General features: G+C 42.8%; 16 protein-coding genes. 6 read left to right on the forward strand and 10 right to left on the reverse strand.

Going from position 1 to position 24,426, the window contains the following annotated elements; genetic code table 11:
• Positions 1-228 precede the first annotated feature (228 nt).
• Together epsE and ACQY6I_RS21365 are read right to left on the reverse strand one after the other, a co-directional pair.
• The gene (epsE, locus tag ACQY6I_RS21360; protein WP_428243548.1) at positions 229-1,461 is read right to left on the reverse strand and encodes an exopolysaccharide biosynthesis GT4 family glycosyltransferase EpsE; all 1,233 of its coding nucleotides are present in this window, start codon (positions 1,459-1,461) and stop codon (positions 229-231) included.
• A 190-nt stretch (positions 1,462-1,651) separates the two neighbouring features.
• A complete protein-coding gene (locus ACQY6I_RS21365) occupies positions 1,652-2,968 on the reverse strand; it encodes a glycosyltransferase (RefSeq protein WP_428243549.1) in 1,317 nt (438 codons plus the stop codon).
• A gap of 903 nt (positions 2,969-3,871) precedes the next feature.
• Here ACQY6I_RS21365 and ACQY6I_RS21370 point away from each other — a divergent pair.
• The 4 genes from ACQY6I_RS21370 (at position 3,872) to ACQY6I_RS21385 (ending at position 9,222) form a co-directional block, all read left to right on the forward strand.
• The gene (locus ACQY6I_RS21370) at positions 3,872-4,891 is read left to right on the forward strand and encodes a hypothetical protein (protein WP_428243550.1); all 1,020 of its coding nucleotides are present in this window, start codon (positions 3,872-3,874) and stop codon (positions 4,889-4,891) included.
• 380 nt (positions 4,892-5,271) lie between these two features.
• Positions 5,272-6,579: a polysaccharide pyruvyl transferase family protein gene (locus ACQY6I_RS21375; protein ID WP_428243551.1), complete on the forward strand. Its 1,308-nt coding sequence runs from the start codon at positions 5,272-5,274 to the stop codon at positions 6,577-6,579.
• 123 nt (positions 6,580-6,702) lie between these two features.
• Positions 6,703-7,596 carry a nitroreductase family protein gene (locus ACQY6I_RS21380; protein WP_428243552.1) on the forward strand — a complete coding sequence of 298 codons (894 nt, stop codon included), beginning with the start codon at positions 6,703-6,705 and terminating at the stop codon, positions 7,594-7,596.
• 264 nt (positions 7,597-7,860) lie between these two features.
• A complete protein-coding gene (locus tag ACQY6I_RS21385) occupies positions 7,861-9,222 on the forward strand; it encodes an oligosaccharide flippase family protein (RefSeq protein ID WP_428243554.1) in 1,362 nt (453 codons plus the stop codon).
• A gap of 37 nt (positions 9,223-9,259) precedes the next feature.
• Here the strand turns inward: ACQY6I_RS21385 and ACQY6I_RS21390 are convergent, their stop codons facing one another.
• The 7 genes from ACQY6I_RS21390 to ACQY6I_RS21420 form a co-directional block, all read right to left on the reverse strand.
• A complete protein-coding gene (locus ACQY6I_RS21390) occupies positions 9,260-11,161 on the reverse strand; it encodes a right-handed parallel beta-helix repeat-containing protein (protein ID WP_428243555.1) in 1,902 nt (633 codons plus the stop codon).
• A gap of 525 nt (positions 11,162-11,686) precedes the next feature.
• Positions 11,687-12,802, reverse strand: a complete 1,116-nt coding sequence (locus ACQY6I_RS21395; RefSeq protein WP_428243556.1) for a WecB/TagA/CpsF family glycosyltransferase — start codon at positions 12,800-12,802, stop codon at positions 11,687-11,689.
• Between the two features lie 2 nt (positions 12,803-12,804).
• The gene (locus tag ACQY6I_RS21400) at positions 12,805-14,064 is read right to left on the reverse strand and encodes a glycosyltransferase (protein WP_428243557.1); all 1,260 of its coding nucleotides are present in this window, start codon (positions 14,062-14,064) and stop codon (positions 12,805-12,807) included.
• Positions 14,048-14,971, reverse strand: coding sequence for a glycosyltransferase family 2 protein (locus ACQY6I_RS21405; protein WP_428243558.1), 924 nt, complete (start codon positions 14,969-14,971; stop codon positions 14,048-14,050). The genes ACQY6I_RS21400 and ACQY6I_RS21405 overlap by 17 nt, the downstream gene beginning before the upstream one ends.
• A gap of 16 nt (positions 14,972-14,987) precedes the next feature.
• Complete coding sequence (locus tag ACQY6I_RS21410; protein ID WP_428243560.1) at positions 14,988-16,022, reverse strand: glycosyltransferase; 1,035 nt, start codon at positions 16,020-16,022, stop codon at positions 14,988-14,990.
• A gap of 21 nt (positions 16,023-16,043) precedes the next feature.
• A complete protein-coding gene (locus ACQY6I_RS21415) occupies positions 16,044-16,913 on the reverse strand; it encodes a sulfotransferase family protein (RefSeq protein ID WP_428243561.1) in 870 nt (289 codons plus the stop codon).
• Positions 16,900-17,874: a glycosyltransferase family 2 protein gene (locus ACQY6I_RS21420; protein WP_428243562.1), complete on the reverse strand. Its 975-nt coding sequence runs from the start codon at positions 17,872-17,874 to the stop codon at positions 16,900-16,902. The genes ACQY6I_RS21415 and ACQY6I_RS21420 overlap by 14 nt, the downstream gene beginning before the upstream one ends.
• A 468-nt stretch (positions 17,875-18,342) precedes the next feature.
• Between ACQY6I_RS21420 and ACQY6I_RS21425 the strand changes: the two genes are divergently transcribed.
• Both ACQY6I_RS21425 and ACQY6I_RS21430 read left to right on the forward strand, forming a co-directional pair.
• Complete coding sequence (locus ACQY6I_RS21425; protein ID WP_428243563.1) at positions 18,343-20,970, forward strand: AMP-binding protein; 2,628 nt, start codon at positions 18,343-18,345, stop codon at positions 20,968-20,970.
• A gap of 642 nt (positions 20,971-21,612) precedes the next feature.
• Positions 21,613-22,974 carry an undecaprenyl-phosphate glucose phosphotransferase gene (locus ACQY6I_RS21430; protein WP_428243564.1) on the forward strand — a complete coding sequence of 454 codons (1,362 nt, stop codon included), beginning with the start codon at positions 21,613-21,615 and terminating at the stop codon, positions 22,972-22,974.
• A 103-nt stretch (positions 22,975-23,077) separates the two neighbouring features.
• On the opposite strand, the gene prsR is transcribed toward ACQY6I_RS21430, so the two are convergent.
• A complete protein-coding gene (gene prsR / locus ACQY6I_RS21435; RefSeq protein ID WP_428243565.1) occupies positions 23,078-24,421 on the reverse strand; it encodes a PEP-CTERM-box response regulator transcription factor in 1,344 nt (447 codons plus the stop codon).
• Positions 24,422-24,426 lie beyond the last annotated feature (5 nt).

The raw sequence follows: 24,426 nt of genomic DNA on the forward strand, positions 1-24,426 counted from the left end.
CAAAAAAACCATCGTTCTCTGTCAACACTCTCATGTGATTGACATAGTATAGTGCTTATTCGACATATGACACAGGGATGTCATGCATGGACCTGATTCCGGCGCTGCACATTTAGTTATCATGTTTCAACATTCGCATGAATCATCCAATAAATGACGCCCTGCTTTTACTTCTAACGAAATATGAGAATTTTTGGAAAAGCATATAAAGACGAATATCAGTAAGGATTAGGACAGGTTTGCCATATTTACAATGATTTCAGCACTTAACCCTGAATGAAATCGATCAATAACCGTCAATCGTCCCTGTCTTGATAGCTCAGTTAACTGCACTGGTGCATCCAGCAGTGCCAGTATAGCATCAACAAATCCATCAGGATTTTTAGGCTCCACCAAAATACCGTCAACATCGCTTTCAATCATTTCCATGGTTCCTGGACTACGAGTAACTATCGTTGGAGTTTGCATAGACAATGCCTCCATAATCGCTACTCCCAGAGGTTCTTTATGGCTGGCCAAACAGAAAAAATGAGCTTCCTGCAATTTGTTAATTACAACTTCTTCCGATACGGACCCCAGGAAGTTAACACGATCCGAAACATTGAGCGAATCACATAATTGCTGTAATTCATCCAGATAGCCAGAAGCATTACTGTTGGAATCCGTTGAGCCACATATATCTAACTGTACATCCAAACCCTCGCGCTGAACCAGTGTGGCAACAACACGAATTAAATCATCATGGCCTTTAATTTTGTTTATTCTTCCGCAACTGACTATTTTAATAAGCTCATTTTTTTGAGGAGGGCGATACTCTTGTGATCTATTAAATTTTTCGACATCCACTCCCATAGGAGCAATACGTAATTCAGGCAGAATTTCTGCTGGTATCAGGCGATGGATTTCTTTCAGCAAATCATTTGTTATGATGATTCCAAAAGCTGCATTTTTCCATTTGTTATGTTGATTTTTTCCGTAATCATGCAGAGGACCATGCAACGTCATGCTATACGAAGGACCACCCAACAGTCTTGAATACATAGCAATGTTTGCAGTATTTGCACAACTATGAACATGGATGTGAGCGATACCATTTTGTTGGGCAAAAGCTTTTAATTCTGCACCCAGAATAATATAGAGTATTTGCCGCAGCTGTTCCTTGAGCGTCAGATCAGAGTTGATAACTGACTTGAGCAGACGAAACCATCTCCTTGGACCGGCAAACAATACATGGCCGACCGCCTTCAATAGTTCACCGGCAGTCAGAGGAAACAAATACTTAGTTTTTTCTGCCGCTTCACTGGCCCATGCATGTCTAGCCAGACCAATACCGGATTTGGGAGCTCTGGTTGATATGATCTGTGTCACCACATTCTTTTTGTTGATCTCAGCAAGCTCTCTCATAAAAAAAGCATGTGTTTGACCTGGGAACTCCGGAATAAATATTCCTAGCTTTTTCAAGACTCACCTCAATTAGGTTGTAACTATATAATGTCCATAAATACTGCATAACCTGCGGATAAATAACAGGCAGACAATTGGTTTCTCAACCCGCCCCCAGAGAGATAACTCAAAAATCTCTGTCAAGATAAACCCACAAATACGTTTGTCTCCAAACACGGATTGTCGCTGTTATATTTCAAGCCACGACTTAATTTGGATGCTGGTTAAAAGGGCTGTTAAACTCTGGTTTTGGTCCTTGATGCACCACCCAGTTGTAAATTTCCATAAGCTGCTCTGTTTTCTTATCCCAGGTCAAATAGTTATGTATAAAAGCGATAGCGGACTCACGCTTGGGAGCCAGTTGTGATTCCGGATCCTTACAAATTGCTTCCAGCTGAGTTCTGAAATTCTGTATCAGATCAGCACGACTTCCCATCTCCACACGATAGCCTGTTGATGAACTGACCAGCTCAGAAGGCCCGGCATAATCAGCAATCACCGGTACAACCCCAAGGGCCATAGATTCAATCACCACCCCACCGCCAAACTCTCGGACACTGGGAAACACGAAAATGTCCGCCTGCACTAATTTTGACTGTAACTCAGTGTTTGGAACGAAACCATGAACGGTAACCCATTGTTCTAACCCTTTATTCTTAACCAACGTTTTAAGGGCTTGCTCTTCCGGACCACTGCCATATATGTCATACGTCATCTGCCCACTTTTACATAGATGCTCCATCGCCTCGATGGCCATATCTGCACCTTTGTATGGTACCAGACGTCCGACAAACGCAGCTTTGATTGGAAGCTTATAATTTGATGTGTTTTTAAGTGAAAAACGGGCCAAATCAACAGCATTTTCTGGCAGATACAACACTTTATCCTTGGCATATTCCGGCATATCATTCTTAGTAGCCATTGACCCAGCAATCAGGCAAGCCGCATTTTTTCTCAATGATCTATAGCCAGGCAAAAGCTTATAGGCACTTCGAATATGACTGAGCCACTCCCGTTCTTTATGCTGCAGGTCTCTAAACTCAGGTGGCCAAGGCACTCCCCCATTTAAAGGCCCCACAACAAACGGGATCCCAAGTTTCTTCAATTTCTTTGCCAAATAACTAGGCGCCGTTGGACTGACAGGAGTAATTCGATGAACAACATCATATGCTCCCTGCTTTAGTTCTTTGCGAAATTTCTTCCAGCAACAATATTCAAAATAAGGGTAAGCGATACTGGCAATAGCGGTAGTGATAGTCCAGCCGAGGCTCTTTCCTCCTCGTAGAAACGTTGAAATCTTATACAGAGGAGCAATCACTTTTTCTGAGTTGATGGCAGTGAACTGCTTTCCTTCCTGCCAACCCGCACGTTCAATAGCTGCCTGATTACGCACCTGGGTCACGAGATGCGCATCACAAACCCGGGAAATTGCAACAGCATGAAACCAACCAATCAGGGGAACACTAGTCCATTCTGGGTTAGCCGCCTCTGCGATTAATAACACTTTCAATTTTTTCTCTGGCATATCAATTCCATTGAGCTTATGTGTTGGGCTTTTCTACGTTAATCAGACTCAATATTAAAGGTGCGAGTAGCTTTAATTTCCTATATTTGATAACTCTTATCCTTTTTAAGACTCAGTTTCAAATAACAGACAACCGTCTTCTCTGGAGTCCAACATAAAATCTTATCTAGCAGATAAATGCTTTGCATCCTGACTATCCTGAATTCCCGATGACAAACACTCATATCCTGTTTTTACTGACACCCATTCGAATATTAATAAGAGGCTATTACAGGGCATCATCACTTACGGCACAATCATATCACCATACAGCCATTCTCGCTGACAACCTCAGAACTGAGTCTTTTTTAACAAACTCAGGTGGATATCCAATCAGTATTCAGACCTCTATTGCCAAATATTTCGACACCCTTCTTTATTGAGCGTTTGAACACTGATGATACCAAAACCATCCTGATAAAAAGAGATTTTGCTCCCCTGATAGAGACCTGAACCACAAACAAGCTACCTTACTGCGAGTATCTTCCCATAACAAAAGGTAAGGAGTATATCCAGGATATCTGACTTTCTTAACTTAACCCTCTGACATAGGCCATCCAATGCAAAGCGGCCCTGTTGGATAATGTGAAATTAATAAGATACTATGTTGGCCAATGGTTTTGCTGGGTTAGCGATTGATAACCCGTTGATGAATCATCTAAACCATAGGGACCAAGTACATGACATGCCCTTATGCTGGCAATGGGGGATCTAGTGCAAATCCAGTAGGAACCGGGCGCAAAAACCGGTCTATGTAGTCATATTATTCTTGCCTGCCTACCGAAATCCAAAAGGCGTGCAGTAATTAGACAATATTTATTGAATACGCTATGTCAAAGCTCACCAATTCCAAGGAATGTTGAAATGGCAAATATTTTTGTCGAAGCTTATTGTTATCATTTTGAAACCTTATATCCCCTCGTTAACAAATTTCACAACAAAGATGACATACTCCTGCATAATAAAGGTGCTAAGGGCAACCTGCTATTTGACGCCATCGAAATCAACAAGCAATCATTTTCACTATTTACACTGATAAAACTGCTCTTTCTTAGAAAGGATATAAAGAACATATATGTAAATACCGTCAGCATGAATTTGTTTGCACGAAACTCAACTGTACTTTTATATAGTCTACAGCTTTTGTTAATTCCCTATATATGCAAATTATTTCGAAAAAAAGTATACGGCATTATTCACGAAGCTGATCAGTTTTATAAAACTGAAACCTACCTCAGTCAACGACACAAGCTTTTCATGCTTGGCTATGGGCAATTCCATATCAAGCTATATAACGGTGTCTATGTACTTTCGCATGAAGTGCAGTCTTACCTGAAAAAATTTGGTGTATCTACGGATCTATTGGATACATCCTCTCTGGCCAATTTCGTCCAAACGTCAGAGATAAACAAAAACCATGATGAAATCCGTTTGGCCTGGATAGGTGCTGTCGATATAAAAAGACGCAACTGGCCAGTCTTGTTGACCCTTTCTAAAGCGCTTCTAGAAAAACACAACATCCGCATAAGTCTGATCTGCGACATCAATGCATGCCAGGGAAACGAACTGATGAGCAAGTTGTCAGAAGCCGGAATTGCCTCCCATTTTGATGTACTGGAATATCGACCTGATGATAATGAACTCCTGTCAACAGTCGCTATTTGCGATGGAATAATTTGTTTTTATGCAGATAACTCCTACGGACAAGTGAAAACGTCTGGAGCAAGACATATTGCCAATGCTTTTGGTAGCCCAATGATTACCTATAACAACATTGAATTTAAACATGAGGGCCATGATGGCAGTGTCCTCAAAAGCGCTGACGATTTAAATGTTGTACTGGAAAGCCTCGTGCTGAGTTACCAGCAAAAAACATCATGCTAACCAGGAGTTCATGTTCATATAGCCTAATAAGAGTCCACTAAGGAGACGAAGACAAAAGCCACGAATATGAACGTTAATTGTTTATAATCCGGCCTGGATCACGTACCATTTGAAGCGTGATCAAATTATGCTTAAGACTTGTCCGGAAGGGCTCCTAAAACTATCTCGATACGCCTTAATTAAGATGAAAACGGATTTATCAAATCTGCAAGATGGACCAAATCTCGCTATCCTCTTAATCACTTCAGGCTCAAAAACAGACCAACCTGAGAGAGCCAATAGGAAACACCTTATCCAGAGAAATGAGACATAGTTTGCATATTTTAATGTGCACCCAAAAGGATACATTGAGTCAATACATTCAGATTTAAGGCCAACCAATGTTAAAGAAGACATTACAGAGAATTCTCGCCAGCATAGGCATTCTGGAACACGTTAGATATCTGAAAGATAAGCAGCATCAAGCCGTCAAGGACTTTGACCAAGTTGTTTCCATCCAAAAACGCAGAACCGTTGAAACTACTGAACGAATTATTGCTGTGCTACCCGCTGCAGCACCACCTGGAGGTCTTGGAGACGAAGCCCTGGTCAAGGGGTTGATTTCATACTATGAACCTCTCGGTTATAAAGTTGTTCCTATAGCCTTCTCCAATAATGATCACTGGGATTATCTACCCAAATCATTAGGAGTACTGCCCCAAAACATATCAGAATGGGAAAATCTGTCTGATTTATTGACGTCTGTTGAATGGCTGTATGTTATTGGCGCAGACGTTATGGATGGTGGTTACGGTATTGCAAACACAGCTAACCGTCTTAAACTGGTAGCAGCGACGAAGGCGCTGGGCATTGGAGCCACAATTACTGGCTTTAGTTTTAATAATCGCTGCCCAAAAATTTTAATCGATCTGTTCAAAAAACTTCCCGATGATACCGCTATCTGCTTAAGGGACCCGGAATCAAAGAAACGCTTTGAAAACCTCGTTAAACGCCAGACTACTCAAGTTGCAGATCTGGCCTTTCACATGAAACCAGCAACAGAAAAAATCCAGGCAAGTAATACATATAAATGGCTGGCAACCAGAAAGCATGAACAAAGTAGAAAGCTTCTCGGGCTTAATCTTTGTCCACACATTGCAGATGATAACTACAGCAAACAAGACCCACAAAGCTTAGCCAATCTAGTAGAACTCTACGAACAAGGTGCCGCCACTTTTCTGGCAAGCCAGAGCCAATACGACATACTGTTAATTCCTCATGATTATAGAGGGATGTTGAGCGATCTAAATCTGTCCCTTATTTTGGCAAATCGCTTACAACGCCAGTTTGGCAAAGACAGAGTTCAGGTCGTGGATGAATGGGTCAATGCAGACGAGATAAAGGCTTTTGCCGCAGAAATGGACATAGTATTCACCGGTCGCATGCATCTGGCTATTGCCAGCATAAGCATGGGCACTCCAGTTGCATGTTTTACTTATCAAAATAAGTTTGAAGGTTTATTTAAACTGGTTGATCTGGATATGACACTATTGGCGTCTGTAAGACAAACCAGCCCGAACGATTTTCACAACATGCTCCTAAACCTGGCAACCAATGCAAAAGATCTACAGCAGAAAATTTTAGTGAGCCGGGAAAAACTGGAAAACCTGTCAAGTCAGAATTTTGCGCACCATATCGGTGAAGCTTAATTGTGACCAACATATAACCAGCAGTAGATTCGAAAAATGCTTAATCAAATACGAACACATCTACAGAAATTAAAACTATCGCTTAAATGCATTTTGTTGGACACCAGACAAAATTACCGTTTTATGAATAGCTGGAAACGAACCGGAGTAGACTACTGGCGATTGTCCTCTGAGCTGATATTTTACTATCATAAAATAGAAAAGGGCCTGTCTTTACCCGGCGAAAAGCGTTTTTTTGGCTCCCCAGCCGCCGTTAAAGTGGTCTCACTGATAAATGAGTGGAAAATATCCGGCTTATCTCAGGATGACCCAATATTTTTGGGTGCCATAGAATCACTGCGAAAATATCTGGAACGATTTCCAGAAAATACCACAGAAGAACAGTCCGCACTCTTTGCGAGCATCAGTGAGTTAACTGAGAATCATTTACCCTGTCATGAACTTTCAACACCTTATCAACCTTCCACCAATGAAATGGAAAAGCCGGATATTGTTTTAAGTGCTTTAGCAAAACAACGGCGTAGCGTTCGTAATTTCAAAGATAAAAAAGTGGATATCGCAATAGTTCGCGAGGCACTACTGATCGCCCAACAAGCTCCCAGCGCTTGTAATCGTCAAGCCACTCGAGTTCATTTGTATGAACAAAGTCCTCTTATGCAGGAGCTTTTAAAACTGCAAAACGGTAACAGAGGTTTTGGTCACAAGATCCCGTTGCTGGCCATTATTACTAGTGAGAGCTCTACCTTTTTTGACTTCACAGAAAGAAATGAACCTTACTTGGATGGTGGATTATTTTTAGGTTTCTTTCTTCTTGGACTTCAAAGCCTGGGACTGTCCAGTTGCTGTTTGAACTGGTGTACCACCCCATGGCATGATAGCGAAGTTAGAAAACTGACAAAAATAGCCCCTAGTGAGAAAATCCTAACATTTTTGGCTATTGGCTATGAAAGTGCAGATTCTGTCGTTCCCAGATCATCGAGACGTAAACTGGACAGTATTGTTTCAACCAATATCTGACGAATCAGAGATCTCACACAAACCTCATAATGGATACTGTCATCAGGGTCGTGAAGTTGCTTGGCATTAAAGCCACTGTACTTTCTGACACTTGATTCGTTTTCGGTATTCTTTAAGAGAAATGTGACAGTATAATTGGTGAGCAGAACATATCACCGCCTCAGAGCATCCTACGGGTAATGACCTGCCACACCGATTTTAAGCTAACAAACCGCACAAACTTTAAATTACTATATTTGTTTGTTTTATATCAGGAAGCCAGAATTGAAATTTCTATCATCTTCCGTTGCAAAACTAAAAGGCTCTACAGTTATTAAGAGTAGCCTCTGGGTTGCATTCGGAGTCTTAGGATCACAAGTCATACGACTGCTCAGCAACTTATTACTCACAAGGCTACTGATACCTGAATACTTCGGCATCATGGCTTTGGTATATGCTGTTACCGGTTTTTTTAACATGGTCTCGGATATTGGTCTGATACCGAGCATCGTCAACACCACCCGGGACAAAGATGATAACTACATGTCCACAGCCTGGACCATACAACTGATACGACAGGTTATCCTTGGAGTGTTAGTTCTCATCGTTGCCTATCCAGTATCTCTTGCGTATAAACAACCAGATCTGTTTCCCCTTCTGATTATTATCTCCTTTACTGTAATTGCGAGCGGTTTTAAATCCACTGCTGTTATTTTGGAACAGAAATATTTGCGGCAAAAAAAACTGGTCATCATGGATATTTCCACCCAAATAATTTCAACGCTGACCATGTTGATTGTCGCTTATATGACCGGTTCTATTTACTCATTGGTAGCCGGCAACATAATAAGCACTCTATTAACTATTTATATCAGCTACCGGTTTTTTTCTCCTCATCACTCATGGTTCAACCTGGACAGTGATGTGACAAAAGAAATTATTCATTTCGGAAAGTGGATATTGCTGGCATCTATCTTTGGTTTCTTCGTAACTCGCGGCAGCCCTGTTGTAATGGGTCTATGGCTCTCCATGAGAGAGTTGGGCATATATACCATTGCAGGTGTTTTGGCGACAGCCCCCGAGCTAATCGCCAACAGCTTATCAGCTAAAATTTTACAGCCACGCTACAGGCAACTTCTGATGGATGGAAATCGCGCAGGCATTCAAAAGCTGCGAACGACTTTCGTCTTGTTATTTCTGCCAGGAGTTGTATTTCTGGCCGCTACTGGGGACTTTATTACCAAGATACTGTATAGCGATGAATACAGGGATGCTGGATGGGTACTACAAATATTAGTAATAGGAAGAATAGGCAATATCTTCAGCACAAGTGGCAGAGCGCTTATTACCAGTATTGGAGATTCGAAGAGCCTGATGTTCAATCAGGGCATTTCAGCATTCATTACAATATCTTTTATGGTATTTGGTGGTTGGTTGGGTGGCTTTCCCGGCGTTGTACTAGCCAACTCCCTCTCTCCATTTATTCATTACATTAACTTAAATTTCAGAATGAGTAAGCATCATTATGCTCAACCTCTAAAAGATGCTCTTTTGATAACATGTACGGTCATCCTGGTGATTGCCATCTGGGAAGTCACCAATGCACCTGCGCTGGAGAACATAAAAGCATTATTTAGTCTAAGCTGAAAAATCAGGAAAGCAGCTCGTGCTTTCCTGAATAAAATTATTTTATCACTTTAAGCCCGGCTGGAGGCACTGGCTTGGAGAGGTTAAACACATTTGAATCATCACACAGAACAGCACCATCAGTACAGAAACCACCTCTAATATATGTATTGATATAATCTGTCGTCAGAAACTTATTCCAAGATCTTTTTGACTGTTTTTTTAGCAAAGAAACAAGATATTCTGTGCTGGTATTACTACTCTGCATCACATCGCTCAAATAGGTTTTAACGGTCCTTTCTGGACTATAGTACTGCCTTAGGACTGCTTTTGAAGTACTGTCTTTAGTATAAGTTCTATAAGCATCAAGACTCAAAGTCGCTTCTCCCTGTCCGGAAAACCAACTATCCTGAGGCATTTCAGAGTAATAGTAGTTATCTTTTAACAAACCAACACCGGGAGAAACAGAGTACTGCAACATACGCCCAGGTCGTTGCGTGTCGGCATTTTTCCCTTGTATTTCATTACCTTCAAAAGTAAATGATGTAATATCTTCATAATCTGTAAACCTCACTAAAACCTGATTACTATAGATATCATAAATAATATTGTTACGAATCACTGTATCAGTCACATGGCCAACGACATCAATGGCATAGTTGTTGTTATTTTGACTATCATATTTACCCCAATGTGCGAAAATATTGTTTTCGACCAAGCCACTTTCCCAGTCTGCAATATCAAGCCCCCATCCCAGATCACGGCCAGTTGGCTGTGTAGTACCCATACTTAGAATCACGTTGTTGGTTACGTATATCTCTCTAAAACGTGGGCCATTGTTCTGATCTTTATTCCCACTCAGACCAATACCAACTTCCCCTTCCAGATATAAGTTATTATCAACAAGTAAATTCCAGGATTTAACCTGGTTGACTCCAGAGGTTGTGTTCGATGTAAATTTACTTCCAATACTTGAGGATCTTAAAAAGAAGTTGTTTCGGATAATTGTATTTCTGGGCTCTACAAAATACATATTGTGATTAAAATATGTAGCCCTGCCTTCTTCATCATTGCTACCCGTGCCCTGCTGATACCAGCCATTGTGGTCAAATACATTTTCTTCGATAAGCGATGACACATTATCTGAATATATTCCCTGGGGGTGCTGCCCTCCTGTGGAATAATTATTGGTAATAAGATTACGCCGAATAACTATGTCGATGACTTCTTTAGAGTCATCCGTGGATTGAAAGTAATTACTTGAATACCAGTCAAACCAGCAATCTTCTATTAATATATGACCAACGACATCCAAACCGCGAAATCCCAGAGCCTGATTTATAGTGTCCCAGTCAAAATCAGGATCTACAACGCCATTCCCATCTTTATCAGGATTACGCTTACTTGCCACAACTCTTATTCCGACCAGCGCAGAATAGGGTGCTCTGTTGAAGTTAAAACCCCAGCCGATACCGGTATCTATTTCCGGTCTGTCTTTTTCAACAGGACCATAAGAAGTAACCACTTGACGCTCACTAACCGAACGCCCGGCCTTGATATCCAGCGGAAAACCTTCCGGTTTGACAAATGTTTCGCCTCTATTGAATAGCAAATAATCCGGGAAACCATCACGTAATTGCGCCATCGCTGCCGAAAGAGAACCGAAAGGTTTTATTGGTCCTTTGGGGTTTTGATAATCCTCTCCTATTTCAGGATCCGCTTTGGAATATACCTTCGCATCTAAGTCGTTGCCATTGACTATAGATACATAAATAAGCCTGGAATCTGTAGAAGGTTTCAGTATAGACCAACCGGCTTCATCCTGAGGAGGTAGGTTAAACTGACTTTCCCATGACACATTCATTTCCACTGCTTCAGCATGGCCATAAAGAAAAAAACCAACCAACAATATTTTAATACTGGTACGAAAAACCTTTAATATCTGAAAATCAATTTTCATTTAACGCCTCCTAACAAGGGCCGTATAAAGCGACAAAAAGTTAGCTGACGTATTAATCTGTTAACAAAATCATACATACACAATTACTTTTACAGACAACTCATACAGTGAAAGCAATTGAACAAACAAAAATACTGCAGATAACAGAAGTCACAGCTACACCCCATATATTCCATTCAAAATATTTGAATAAGCACCAACTTCAGACGCACTCACAAAGCCATAAAGTTAGCACATTAATCGCTATTGTATGAATCAGAGTTTTGCACAGTTGAGATTTCATGCAACACCTCACCGACATGCATACAATTTACTGAAATGGTGAACAGTTTCTCAACTTTTAGCTTGTTGATTACGAGCACCATTCGAAATCAGTTTAGCAGTAGTTTAGGAATTGAAAAAAATATCAGTGTCTAAAAATTCATCCTAAACCAGACAATAATTGGTCGCAGCCGTGATTCTTAGAGAATGATAGGCGTTAAAGCCTTTTAAAGTGCAGGAAAGAAAGATAACTAGTTAACAAAATTATACAATATCAAACCTTTCAGAAACTCCCGAAAGTCTTATCAACTTATGGATATCAGACGGTAAATTACAAAGTTCTAAAACTCTATTTTCTTGCTTAAGAAAGCTTTGAAACAACAGCAAAAGTGCTATGAAAGCACTATCAATATAAGTACATTCCTTAAAATCAACACAAACATCTCCTTCCCTGTTCAAACAAGATACAAACGCTTTCCTAATCTCACTTAAATCAGGGCTACGAATATCCCCCTTAAGCAGAATGATTAGCTTTTCCAAACCCTCCACAGAAACAGAACCTGATTTCCCAAGGGCATCTTTTCTCCTTAACCGGCGATCCAGCAAAGCCAGCGGTATAGCTCGGGTAGTAATGTATGTGAGAAAACGACTGCCATCAGTCCAGTAGCGTTTCCAAAGTGTCGGCTCCTGCAGAATCCGCCAAAGCCATTCCAAGCCGGTTTTTTGAAAGAAAAGAGGCGCTCTCTGTATATGCCCTGCAACAAAATTTATCACAGCTCCTAAATGACTGATCACTGGCGCCTGAAGCTTTTCTCTGTTTTCCTGAATCCATTGCTGGCCCTTTTTTGCACCTAACGCAACAACGATGAAATCTGCTTCAGCATTGTTGATTGTTTCAATGATCTCGGGGCGGCTCATATCCTCGACAGGAACAAAGCCAGGGTCTAAGTAACCACAACTCTCCATACCCTGACTGCTGTCATTGAGCTTTTCATGGGCTGTTTTGGCAATGCCACTCATTCCACCGAAGAAGAACACCTTAACTTTTTTATGTCCGGCTCTTTCTGACAATCTGGAAAAAACATTTGAACCCGCAACACGTTCTATCAATGGAATATTCAGGATTCTGGCCAGCCAGATAATAGGCATGCCGTCTGCAAGACTGAGGTCACTATCAATAACAGATTCAAAGAATGTTTCGTCGCTCTGAGCAGTGACTGCAAAATTTAAGTTCGGCGTGGAAAAAAAGCATTTTTTGCCGGACTGAACAGCAGAATAAATATGGTCACTCGCCTCTTCTAGTGAGACTGCATCAAAAGGCAGTCCAAAGACACACCAAACATTGCGAGTCAGTAGTGGGTGATCCGACCTTACTTCCATACTTACCTTCTAACGACGACCTGATGAAAAAGATGATTTAGCTTCCTGGCATTAGCAGACAACGAAAACTCATTCTGCACAATATGAACAGCCTGTGATGACAATTGCTGGCCCAAAGCCGGCTGCTGTAAAAATTTTTCAACAGCCCCAGCCAATGACTCAGCATCATCAGGCTCTGCCAATAGACCCGTTTCATTATGAATAACCAGCTCCGGAATTCCTGATATTTTGGTTGATATAACCGGAACTCCGGAGAGCATCGCTTCCATCAGGACCACCGGAATGCCGTCCATATCACCATTACTATCCTGTTTACATGGCAAGACAAACAGATCCAGACTGCGCAAAAAGTCTGCAACCTGATCATGAGCAATCGCCCCCAAGAACGTCACATTATCCGCAATACCTAATTGATCAACACGTTGTCTGAAGAAGGCTTCCAGCGGACCGGATCCTGCTATTTGAAGCTCAACAATATGGCCTCGTTGCTTTAACAAACTAATCGCCTCGATCAACGTATCAATCCCTTTCTTTTCAACCAGACGACCAATCACTCCAATGACAGGAGTGGCATGCAACGATTCAGCTCTGGCGGGGGCGAGAAACTGTTCGTCATCGACACCACAACGAACCACCGTCACACGGCTCATATCAGCTCCCTTATCCTTGAGAAAGCGGACATTAAATTCTGAAATAGTCGCAAAAAATGCAGAACGTCGAACCTTTTCCTTTAACAACCAACCACGTTCAAACAGATCGTTCGCATGTGCTGTGACACTGAAGCTGATTCCGGCCAATACTGCAGCATACATGGCCACATCCGTGGGAACATGTGCAAAGTGGACGTGCAGGTGCTGAGCCCGAACCCTTCTTAATTCATCTGCGAGAGCAGCAGCAAAAAAAAACCGATAAGCCAGGCCCAGTGCCCCCCGGGTCAACAGCCTCAAGCTGATCATATCTTTGATAAGCGTGCCAAAACCCTTGATATAGGCACCGGGATAAGTCAGCAATAGACGCAAATGCGCTATGGCAACCTTGGTTTTAGTCCGTTCATACAGGTAACGCGTGACTGACTTCAGATCTTGTACTGCTGACTCACTAGCCTCTGCTTTAGGGCGGTGTATGGAAAACGGTACAACCTCCGTCCCAAGATGTTGCAGGCAAAGAATTTCGTTATAGACAAATGTTGCGGACAGCGCGGGAATTTCTGGCGCCAAATATGCAATCTTCACTGATAGCTCCGGATCACGAGTGTGTGGCATTCCATACGGCTTCCTGCTGACGATTCAACGCCTCGGTGGCAGCAGCCTTACCTTTAAACAGGCACTGAGTTTGATACTCGCGAATAAACTGCACCAGCTCTTTGTCTGCAAACCGGGGTTGATTCTGAAGCATGCTCTTCACGTATCCCCACCACATTGCCAAACCACCAATCAGATAAGGTGGGTGAAAAACCCTAAAAACAGACGATGCCGTCATATACATCAGACCGGTACCCATGAAATATTGGCCAAAACCATGGCGCATCCGACCGGTAAAGATGCCTTTTTGACTTGACCCCATAGGCCGCAGATGTATAAACCGAAGATCAGAATCATCCCAGCTGACAGCGATCCAACCTAACTGCCGGCACTTGTGACAATCGATACCATCCCACATTACCTGCCTGACGAACCCACCAATTTCTTCAAAACAACTGCGACGATAGAATTTAGTCATACCAACTGACATTTCATCACCGCACTTTTCGCTCACAAGCTCTCCGGTTTTCTGGTCACGAAAGTATGCTTTGCCACTGCAGGTACCAATACGAGGATTGGCCTTCATACGTTCAATCAAAATTTCGAAATAACGCGGCGGCAGATCCAGATCCAGATCGAACTTACATACATAGTCAAACTGGCTGACATCAATCTGATCGTAACCATGATAAAACGCCTCAATGACACCAGGCCCCACACTTCTATGACCACGGTCATGGCGAGTGATAACTTTGATGAAAGAGTGTTTGTCAGCATATTGCTGCAAAATAACGGGAGTTTCATCGGTAGATCCATCATCAACAATGACCCATAGATCTGGCTGGACCGTCTGTGCAACAACACTGTCCAAAGTCATGCGCATGTAATCTGCTTCATTTCTGCAGGGGGAAACCAGTAAATACGACATGTTTTAATCCATTCAATTATTTGTATTCAATTAAAGTACCGCGACGTCCCTTAATCCGGTTGAGCACATAACGCCAGATGCCTGTTAGTTGCGGAAATTTTCCGACCACATTGGACACGGCATACCAAAAGGCCTGTTTCAGGTTTGTCATTTTCGAACGATAACGCACGCTCAAACGTATTATCTGAAAGGGATATAGCAAAAACAGCACCAGCATCCAAGGAGACATAATCGTCAGCAACAGAATCATCAACGGCAACACCATTGCCCAGACAACAATACTGCGGATCTCGCTCTGCCGGTATTTTTCGGCTTTCCGGCCATGTATGGAAAACCCCTCAGCATAAGCATAACCAGCTCGCTGAGCTCTTTTCCACCATTGTTCAAATCGGGTCATAGCTGCATCATGAAGGGTCATTTCTGCGTCAATCCGACTGATTTTCCAGCCTTTCTCCCGCATTCTCAGACACATTTCCGGCTCTTCGCCGGCAATTAGGTCGTCCCGATAGCCATTGACCATCTGATAAGCGCTCACCCTGATCAGCGCATCGCCACCACAGGCCTTCGCATCACCAATTGGAGTATCCCACTCCACATCGCACAACAGGTTATAGACACTCTGTTGTGGATAACGCTCCCGACGACGGCCACAAACAACAGCGTAGTCAGAATGCTCAGCCAAAAAGTTAGCCGCCAGCTCTACCCAGTCAGATTGTAACTCGCAGTCACCATCGACAAACTGAATAAAACGTAGATCGGACTGCACCTGCAATAGCTTTAAGGCTCCCGCATTACGGGCACGGGCAGCGGTAAACGGAACGCTCATATCCAGGCTAACGACAGAGACTCCAAGACCTTCAGCCATCACAACACTGCTGTCTGTTGACCCGGAATCCACATAGACAACAACCTTCACTTGTCCCAACAGACTATTCAAACATTGCCTAAGACGGTCACCTTCATTACGCCCAATGACAACAGCCCCACAGGTCTGGCCCATAAGCCCGGCTACCTTGATGTCATCGGTTTGTCGGGTATCAGTAGCAGTCATTATTGCGTCATTCCAAGCATGTTACGATGGGACAAATATCAGCGGTTCAGCTATAGCAACCTGCTTAAAGTTGTCACAGGAGATTTGTCTGCCAAACCAGCTGCCCAAAATTTGCAGATCCTGATCAAATGCTTCTATCAACTTCTGTTGATGAACGGCATCAATCACCGGACGTTCACGCATGGTCAGGCTACCTTTAATACGATCCCGCAGACTCTGAGGAACAAGCTTCTGGCGCAAAAATGCCATCATTCTGGACTCAACCAGTAGGCCGTATCCTGGAAACGGCCGTATCCTTTGCTGCGATACATTTTGTGATGGCAGCGTGTCATGCCAGGCCACTGGTTTCAAATAGCCAATGAATTCAGCAACCCTCTCCAGCTCAGATTGAGGATTAGCCCTGATAGCCTCGGTGAATGTAACCAGAATATTTTCCTTCCCATATGCCTCTATGTAAGGCTGCAGCTGCTTTGCATAACAACTGTAAGCTATCAACTCATAGTATTGATCGATGGCTTTGTTAATATCACAACTGATTACTCGCTGTGACCATTGATGAATGTAGTGTGAAATCAGCCGATCAATCGGGTGGCGCATAACATAAATCAGCTTGGGGGAAGCCAGACGCTTTTTCATTCTCTCTATAGTCAGAGGATGATCCGGTAGTTTGGTATAGTGGGTACTGGACTCACCACACAGATCAGAGGCTTCAGCCCCTTCAAACAGACTGTCATACCACTCTTCTCCACGGGCATACTGCTCGTCATCGCTGAAATAATTGGGCTCTTTGGGGGTAGACATAAAAATGCCCGGCTGTTGAGCCAATTGTGCATGCAGTGTACTGGTGGCGCTTTTCATTGCCCCAATTAAGATAAAGTCAGGTTTTGTCATAGTCGTCCGGATGAACATAAGATCTGAGGGGGTTAGTAAAATTAACCCAGATATCTCGCCACTGTTTTTCAATGACGTCCCTTGGCTTATGGGGCATGATGAGTCTACGAGACTGGGAAATCAAAGTACCCAATATCCATAATATGTTGGCGGCTAACAACCCGCTCCTGCCATACAGCTGGTAGAAAAACCGTGTTCTGGACTCATAAAAATAGCGCGGCAGGCGTTTTCTCTTATGAGCTTGAGACTTAACAGGAGAACTGCCACCACGCAAATGAACCACATGAGCATCTGGTACATTCAGTACTTTCCAGCCGGACATCGCAGCCCGATAACAAAATTCTGAATCCTCAAAATACATGAAGTAGCCTTCATCCATCAGTCCAATATTTTCAAAGACTTCGGCTTTAATCATGACACATGCAAAGCTGGTCCAATGATAATGAGCCTGTTCTGCCCTAACCTTATGAGCAACAACGAAATTTTTCAGCAAGTGACTGACAATACCTGTACGGGCAGCATTAATAAGCTCACTGACTGGAGAGTGAAAGCGAAAGCAACTTTCCTGGGGAGAGGCATCTGGCCATTCAAGCCGGGGACTGATCAAACCTGCATGAGGGTCTTGTTTGGCTGCTGACAGCAAGGCCTTAAAAGCGTTTTTCCGCACCAGGGTGTCACTATTAAGCAGGAGATAATACTTTGCCTTAACCGCCTTAATGCCAAGATTGTTACCTGCAGAAAAGCCACCATTCTCCGTTGAGGGAATGACCTCAATCTGAGCATGCAAATGCTGATCTTCGATCCATCTGCCAATTTCCTCGCAAGAACCATCGTTCGAACAGTTGTCCACAACAATAACCTTGCTGTCGATATCGGCCAATTCAGGCATACAGCTTTTTAGACAATCGATGACCATTGCCGGTGTTTTGTAGTTCACGATAACAATCGCTAAAACGATCATTTTGACAAACTGTTTATATGATGACTAAAAGTACTAAACAGGTGGTTTGGGTGTATTTTACAAAGCAGAATCCATACCGGTCTCATAGTTCAGAGGCCCTTCCTTATTCGTGAGAAATAAACAAGATTAAGCAAAACATATTTAACTTACAAGAATTGACTGACAGTAATACGACTGACTGTGAATAGTGATACCAAGTTAGCAAAATTCTGATGTAAAAGTGTCAGACTTTTTTACAGTTAAAATTAAAAATGACATTACAGCTAACTACTTTGTCTGATTACTTGATAATGAGTTCCAATTCAGTCAATTGGCTTTTATGGTACAACACGCTTTATGATTGTACTTGGCAACGCAGTTTATTTAACATTGGATCGCCAATGCGTCAGGAATCAAATAGTGTCATCCTGTTCCAGGTCAAAATTCAAGCGCCCAACATGATGCTTCACTTGTAACAAAGGACTCCATATGAATTTCAATGCTGATCGACAAATACTGGGAATTGTTGCGAAAAGCTCAGTCAGCTATGTAAAAAGTGTTTTTGACGCGTTTTCTCAAGGTACCGTGGTCGTAAATTTACGGAGTGAAAGCGACAGCGAGCGCTGTGAAATGTTAGGAATTTCAGAGATCCTGGTACCCGAAGACGACACTGGTTGGGTCAATGATCTGGAATATCCGGATACTCATGGGCAACCACAGGATATCGCACAGGTATTATTTACGTCCGGAACAGAAGGAAAGCCTAAGGCTATCATGCTATCTTATGGTGCCCTGGCAAACACCACCCAGCGTCTGTGCTCCATCATGGAAATAGACAGCACCATCAGGGAGTATATTGGTGTTCCGGTTAACTATTCCTTTGGCTTTGGTCGCTGTCGTGTTGTCAGCCAGGCCGGCGGCAAATTCTATATTCCTCCTAATGGCTTTAACCCATCTGAAATTGCAGAAATGCTTCAACGGGATGAGATCAATGCCATTTCCGCAGTACCTACCTTGTGGCGAGTGTTACTTCAGTCCAGAGAGTTGTTTCATGGTGTTGGCAAAAAGGTCCGCTGGATAGAAATAGGTAGCCAGTATATGAGTCGCTCCGAAAAAGAGCAGCTTAAATTACTTTTCCCTGAGGCCAAGATAGTACAACACTACGGTCTGACAGAAGCCTCACGCAGCAGCTTTCTGAAAATACATGAAACAGCAGGCGCTGAGTTAGAATCTGTCGGAAAAGTTTACGATGGCGTAGAAATATCTATCAACGACAATGGACAAATCCGAATTCGTGGCCCCCATTTGGCAACTGGGCAAATCATGAATGCACAGGAACAATCACTGGTAGACGAACATGGCTGGTTTACCACCAGCGATAAAGGACATGTCGATGGTGGCTATATTTATTATGAAGGAAGAGCAGATGACCTTATCAATTGCGGTGGAGTGAAATTATCTCCCGAAGTATTGGAGCAAGGTATTCTTGCTGGTCTGAAGATTCGTCAGGGTATTGCGATCAGTAAAATTCCTGACCCGTTAAGGGGAGAACAACCTCTTGTTTCATATTTGTCTGATATAAATGCAGACCAACTAAAAACCATAGCCATAGAAGTCATGTTGAAACATGGCTTTAATGCAGGAAAATCACTAAAAATTATGTCTTGCGAATCCTTTCCGTTTACTGATACCGGAAAGATACAACGTAAAAAACTAGCAGAGCAATATCAAGCCTTGGAATCCAAGGATTCCAGCTTTCACAAAACAGATAGCAATCCCGAAGACTCCCTCGCCAACAAATTGATCAGCATCTGGGAAAATGTTCTAAAAATCAGTCCGATCAGCGTTAATGACAGCTTCTTTGATCTTGGCGGTGACTCTCTATCAGCGATTACCGTGACTATGAGAATGGAAAAAGCCGGTATTCCCAAAGATATTTGCCGGAAAATTTTTGAAGGCTTAACAATTGCTCAGATCTCAGAGGGACTGAATAATAGTGGTCTGAAAAAAGACGATACGCTTCAAAGCACAAATACCCCGTCTCGCAAGATTCCTTTGGCTGCAGGTAGCCGGGCACTCAACATGGTTCGTGGGCTACTTGTGCTGCTAAATATTTCAGCTCATTGGATGCCAGGTGTTATCGAGCGCTTACCAAATATATTTAGTCATATTAATAAATATCTTGCCCCTCTCTATAGCTCGGGGACTCCAGGTTTCGCGATTGTCTTTGGAGCCGGAATTGGCTTTTTCTTTTTACCCCGCTATCAAAAAAATCCGCATTCCGTAACCTCTGTTGCGCTACGAAATGCTTTATTATTAGGTGGAGGGATTGCTATTTACGCGCTCCTAAATATTGCTGCAGGTCTCGCAAATGGATTGGACGTAAATGGTATGTTTATATCTAATGCCTTTTGGAGCGTGCTGACCTACTATTTTTTTGCGGTATTAAGTATCCCCTTGTGGTTAAAGGCACTAACCCGACAACAAAATTTTGGTCTTTCATGCCTGGCTGCTGCCACACTCTTTTACTCCATTCACTTGTTGATAGATGCACAAAACATCGCTCCATCCTCCAATCCTTTGATTCAACCTTTCGTATTGTTGTTAACTGCCAAGTATAACTACTTTGAGATGTCTACCGGGGTCATGCTTGGCGCTGCTGCTGGGAACTGGATTAGAGAAACTATTATACAGAAAGGTAGCTTAAAGCTGTTTGGCATATCCGGAGTACTATTGGCGCTATGGTCCATTATTCTATCTTACGAGTTAAACCAGCTTTCACTTTGGTTTATCTGGCCTAAAGGGATGTTTTTATGGACTTGGCCGTTTTATTTAGGCGTGTCCATTCTTGCCATTACCGGCGTATACCGATATGCAACCAGCCTTCACACTCAAGGTTGGTTTGATATTCTGATCAAAATCCTGGTAGCTGTTGGAGGGTTGGCTTTTCCAATTTTTATTGCTCATGAGTTGGTCATGCCAATAAAGAATCTATTGATCTCTATAGGTATTCCAGGAGCACTACCGATTGTTATCATTTTATTTTTCTGTTCCGTTGGTTACATGGTTCATCGAATGTATAGAATTCAATTTGGCGGAAACCTTGAACCAGCTTGAAGACAATTATAGTACGTTCAAAACGATATAATTAAGAAGCCCGGCATTAACACTGAAAAGGGAAATTATAGATACTCCGTCTCAGTAATAATGAAACCTTCGATTTTTCATTAATTTGATAAACCGGCATTAAAAATGAGAGCATTTAGTACAAATTAGTCAGTCTTATGTTTCGGGGCACCATACTCAAAGGCGAATATTTGTCTTGTAATATTTGACCTTATCGTCAGAAAAGAAGAAGCGATGGAAGCTTTATTTTTGTGATAAACGTGCAAACACTATTTAGATCTTCAGTTGTATAATTTTGCACACAAATGGCGTAGACCAACAACCAAAACTGCTGGGCATGTTACGGTGTTCATTTCTACGCCAAATATCAGAAGTCATTACTCATCTGAGCTAATGTAATTGCCATACTCTATAATACGGGTTTCTAAACATTGGGCCCAAACCGCATTTGAGGTGGAGTATTTTTTATATTTGTAGTCGGTGGTAATCGTTTTTATTTTTATCGCAGGCAGCATGTTCACAGCTACAGTAGGGATTTTGCTGTATTTAAGCTAAGACTATTTTACTAGGAAACGAGCTTTGGTTCATTCAAGAAAAACTCGACTGCTACAGAGACGAAACTCATTATCAACAATGTTTCAATCCCTGATAGATGGATTGATTATTGTGGTCCTGCTATATCTGATTGCAGTGACAAACCGGGGATACTTCACCAGCGTTGATTTGCTGTTTGGCCTGACTCTACTGATCACAATGGCCTTCTTCTATGATTTGCTCGGTGTATACCGACGGCACTCCAGTGCATCGGGAAAGGTGTTGTCTCTGGCAAAATCCTGGGGGCTGACGTTTATGGTTCTGCTCAGCATTATTTATCTGCTGCAAAATCAGATTCAGATCTCCCACGCATATTCTCAGGTAATCATTTTTCAGTTGTTTTTTTACGGTTTCATTGGTCAAGTCATTGCTCATTTGGGGTTCAGAGCGTTTCATGTGCGAACTCGTAAGGCCTCTACAGCAAAAAGTATCGTTGTAGGGACGGGACAACTTGCTTTTTATGTTCATGAGCGCATCAACCAAAACCCCTGGATTCCAGAGAGAGTCGTCGGTTTGATCTCCACTCCAGCGGAACCAGGCGATAATCTCTCTGAAGACGAGCAAAAGAAAGTTATCGGCAAGTTGGAAGATATCGAGCAGATTGTAAGACAGAACGATATACGAAGTGTGTATTTTGCTGTGTCACTGGAATCATCTCCAATGATTAAGGATGTGTATTTCAAGCTGCTGGACCTCAACGTCGATATACATTGGGCGCCCAATATTTTTGCACTACAGCTGATTAATCACAGCGTCAAAGAATTCGCTGGCATTCCAATTTTGACTCTGTCTGAGACCCCGCTACTGGGAACGCACTACTTGATGAAGGAGATAGAAGACAAGATCCTTGCAGTGGTCGCTATTATTCTCGCCGCCCCGATTCTTATCGGCACTGCAATCGCCGTAAAGATCAATTCTCCCGGACCAATCATCTTTAAACAAAGTCGTACAGGTTGGGATGGCAAAGAGTTTATGATCTGGAAGTTTAGAAGCATGTATGTGAACCAACCGGATCCAGGTCAAGTCAGGCAGGCAACCAAAGACGACCCTAGAGTTACCAAGGTAGGAAAGTTCATACGCAGAACCAGTATTGACGAACTGCCTCAGATTTTCAACGTGCTGTTTGGCTCAATGTCCATGGTAGGACCACGGCCACATGCGGTGCAGCATAATCAGGAATACTCTGCCATGATCACGTCTTATCTAAGTCGTCATCGGATTAAACCGGGTATTACCGGACTCGCCCAGGTTCGGGGCTTCCGCGGCGAGACAGAGGATCTGGAGCTGATGCGCAAGCGTGTAGAGCATGATCTGGAGTATATCAACAACTGGTCAGTTGCTATGGACATCTACATCTTGGTGAAAACGGTGTTTACGCTGTTTAATGACCGGGCCTACTAAATAACGTAATCAGCGCCAAGACACTTTTTTGTTCAACCCGGCATAGAACATCGCCGGGTCGATATACACGGGATACTCGTGTTTAGAGAACGGCCATCATTTGTTAAAAACTGATCTCATATTTCTTGCTGAGATCATAGAGGGTCGGACGGGTCACTCCCAACAACTTAGCAGCCGAGCTGACATTACCATTAGTCAGGCTGAGAGCTTCAAGAATAGCGCTGCGCTCAGCACGCATGCGTACGTCTTTCAGAATCAGACTTTTGGTTCCATTTATTCTCAAACCAAGATCATCAGCGGTCACTTGCTTCCCTTCTGCCATAATGACTGCACGCTTTATCTTATTTTCCAGCTCACGAATATTACCTGGCCAATCGTAGTTATTAATCGCATGGATGGCATCTTCGGTAAAACCATTCACATTCAGGTTATTGGCAGTCACATAACGATTCAGGAAGTAGCGCGCCAACAATGCTTTATCAGCGTCACGCTCACTCAATCTGGGCAAATGCAACACCATTTCAGTAATACGATAAAAGAGATCTTCCCGAAAAGTACCTTCTTTTACCATCTCATCCAGATTCTTATTGGTTGCACAGATAACTCTGACATTAATAGGTATTTCTCGCCGTCCACCGACTCGTTCAATCACTCGTTCCTGTAGAAATCGCAGTAGTTTCGCCTGCAAAGAGAGAGGCATATCACCAATCTCATCCAAAAACAGCGTCCCTTTATTGGCAGACTCAAACTTGCCCTCAGTTTGTTTCACGGCTCCCGTGAACGCTCCTTTTTCATAACCAAACAGCTCACTTTCCATCAGGTTTTCAGGCACAGCTGCACAATTAATCGCTACGAAGCGTTTATCGGCCCGATCACTTTTACTATGGATCGCACGAGCCATTACTTCTTTACCTGTACCACTTTCACCCAAAATAGTGCAGGTGACATCCGATGGTGCTATACGCTCTGCCATACGGCAAACACGTAGCATTTCCGGATCACTGGTAATAACGCCATCCATTCCATAGGACATGTCATTAAGCAGGCTGCGGTTCTTCTGCTCCAAACCATATATTTTATAGGCACGATCGACGACAAAATTGAGAGTGTCGATATTGATCGGCTTGTTGTAGAAATCATAAGCACCATTACCAATCGCCCGGATAGCATTTTCGTGCTGGTTTTTACCTGTCAGTACAATGATTTTAGTTTCCGGGTAGATTGATAAGATATCAGCAATACATAGCATTCCCTCAGATACACCATCTTCATCTGGAGGTAGCCCCAGGTCCTGCAAGACCACTTTAGGTTCATATTGGCGAACCATATTCACCGCATCTGTTCGATTGGCTGCAATCAACACAGAATAATCTTCAAAGCTCCATTTAAACTGGCTTTGTAATCCGGCATCATCTTCTACAATTAACAGATATCTGGCTTCGCTCATAGTTG

It is taken from the genome of Gynuella sp., from assembly GCF_050297175.1.
Lineage (GTDB): Bacteria > Pseudomonadota > Gammaproteobacteria > Pseudomonadales > Natronospirillaceae > Gynuella.

Bases quoted from the DNA above. Each gene is read 5' to 3' on its own strand.
- ACQY6I_RS21365 (WP_428243549.1), bottom strand. From the start codon at position 2,968: ATGCCAGAGAAAAAATTGAAAGTGTTATTAATCGCAGAGGCGGCTAAC.
- ACQY6I_RS21430 (WP_428243564.1), top strand. From the start codon at position 21,613: ATGTTTCAATCCCTGATAGATGGATTGATTATTGTGGTCCTGCTATAT.
- prsR (WP_428243565.1), bottom strand. From the start codon at position 24,421: ATGAGCGAAGCCAGATATCTGTTAATTGTAGAAGATGATGCCGGATTA.
- ACQY6I_RS21375 (WP_428243551.1), top strand. From the start codon at position 5,272: ATGTTAAAGAAGACATTACAGAGAATTCTCGCCAGCATAGGCATTCTG.
- ACQY6I_RS21415 (WP_428243561.1), bottom strand. From the start codon at position 16,913: ATGACAAAACCTGACTTTATCTTAATTGGGGCAATGAAAAGCGCCACC.
- ACQY6I_RS21370 (WP_428243550.1), top strand. From the start codon at position 3,872: ATGGCAAATATTTTTGTCGAAGCTTATTGTTATCATTTTGAAACCTTA.
- ACQY6I_RS21425 (WP_428243563.1), top strand. From the start codon at position 18,343: ATGAATTTCAATGCTGATCGACAAATACTGGGAATTGTTGCGAAAAGC.
- ACQY6I_RS21420 (WP_428243562.1), bottom strand. From the start codon at position 17,874: ATGATCGTTTTAGCGATTGTTATCGTGAACTACAAAACACCGGCAATG.
- ACQY6I_RS21405 (WP_428243558.1), bottom strand. From the start codon at position 14,971: ATGTCGTATTTACTGGTTTCCCCCTGCAGAAATGAAGCAGATTACATG.
- ACQY6I_RS21410 (WP_428243560.1), bottom strand. From the start codon at position 16,022: ATGACTGCTACTGATACCCGACAAACCGATGACATCAAGGTAGCCGGG.
- ACQY6I_RS21380 (WP_428243552.1), top strand. From the start codon at position 6,703: ATGAATAGCTGGAAACGAACCGGAGTAGACTACTGGCGATTGTCCTCT.
- ACQY6I_RS21390 (WP_428243555.1), bottom strand. From the start codon at position 11,161: ATGAAAATTGATTTTCAGATATTAAAGGTTTTTCGTACCAGTATTAAA.
- ACQY6I_RS21395 (WP_428243556.1), bottom strand. From the start codon at position 12,802: ATGGAAGTAAGGTCGGATCACCCACTACTGACTCGCAATGTTTGGTGT.
- ACQY6I_RS21400 (WP_428243557.1), bottom strand. From the start codon at position 14,064: ATGCCACACACTCGTGATCCGGAGCTATCAGTGAAGATTGCATATTTG.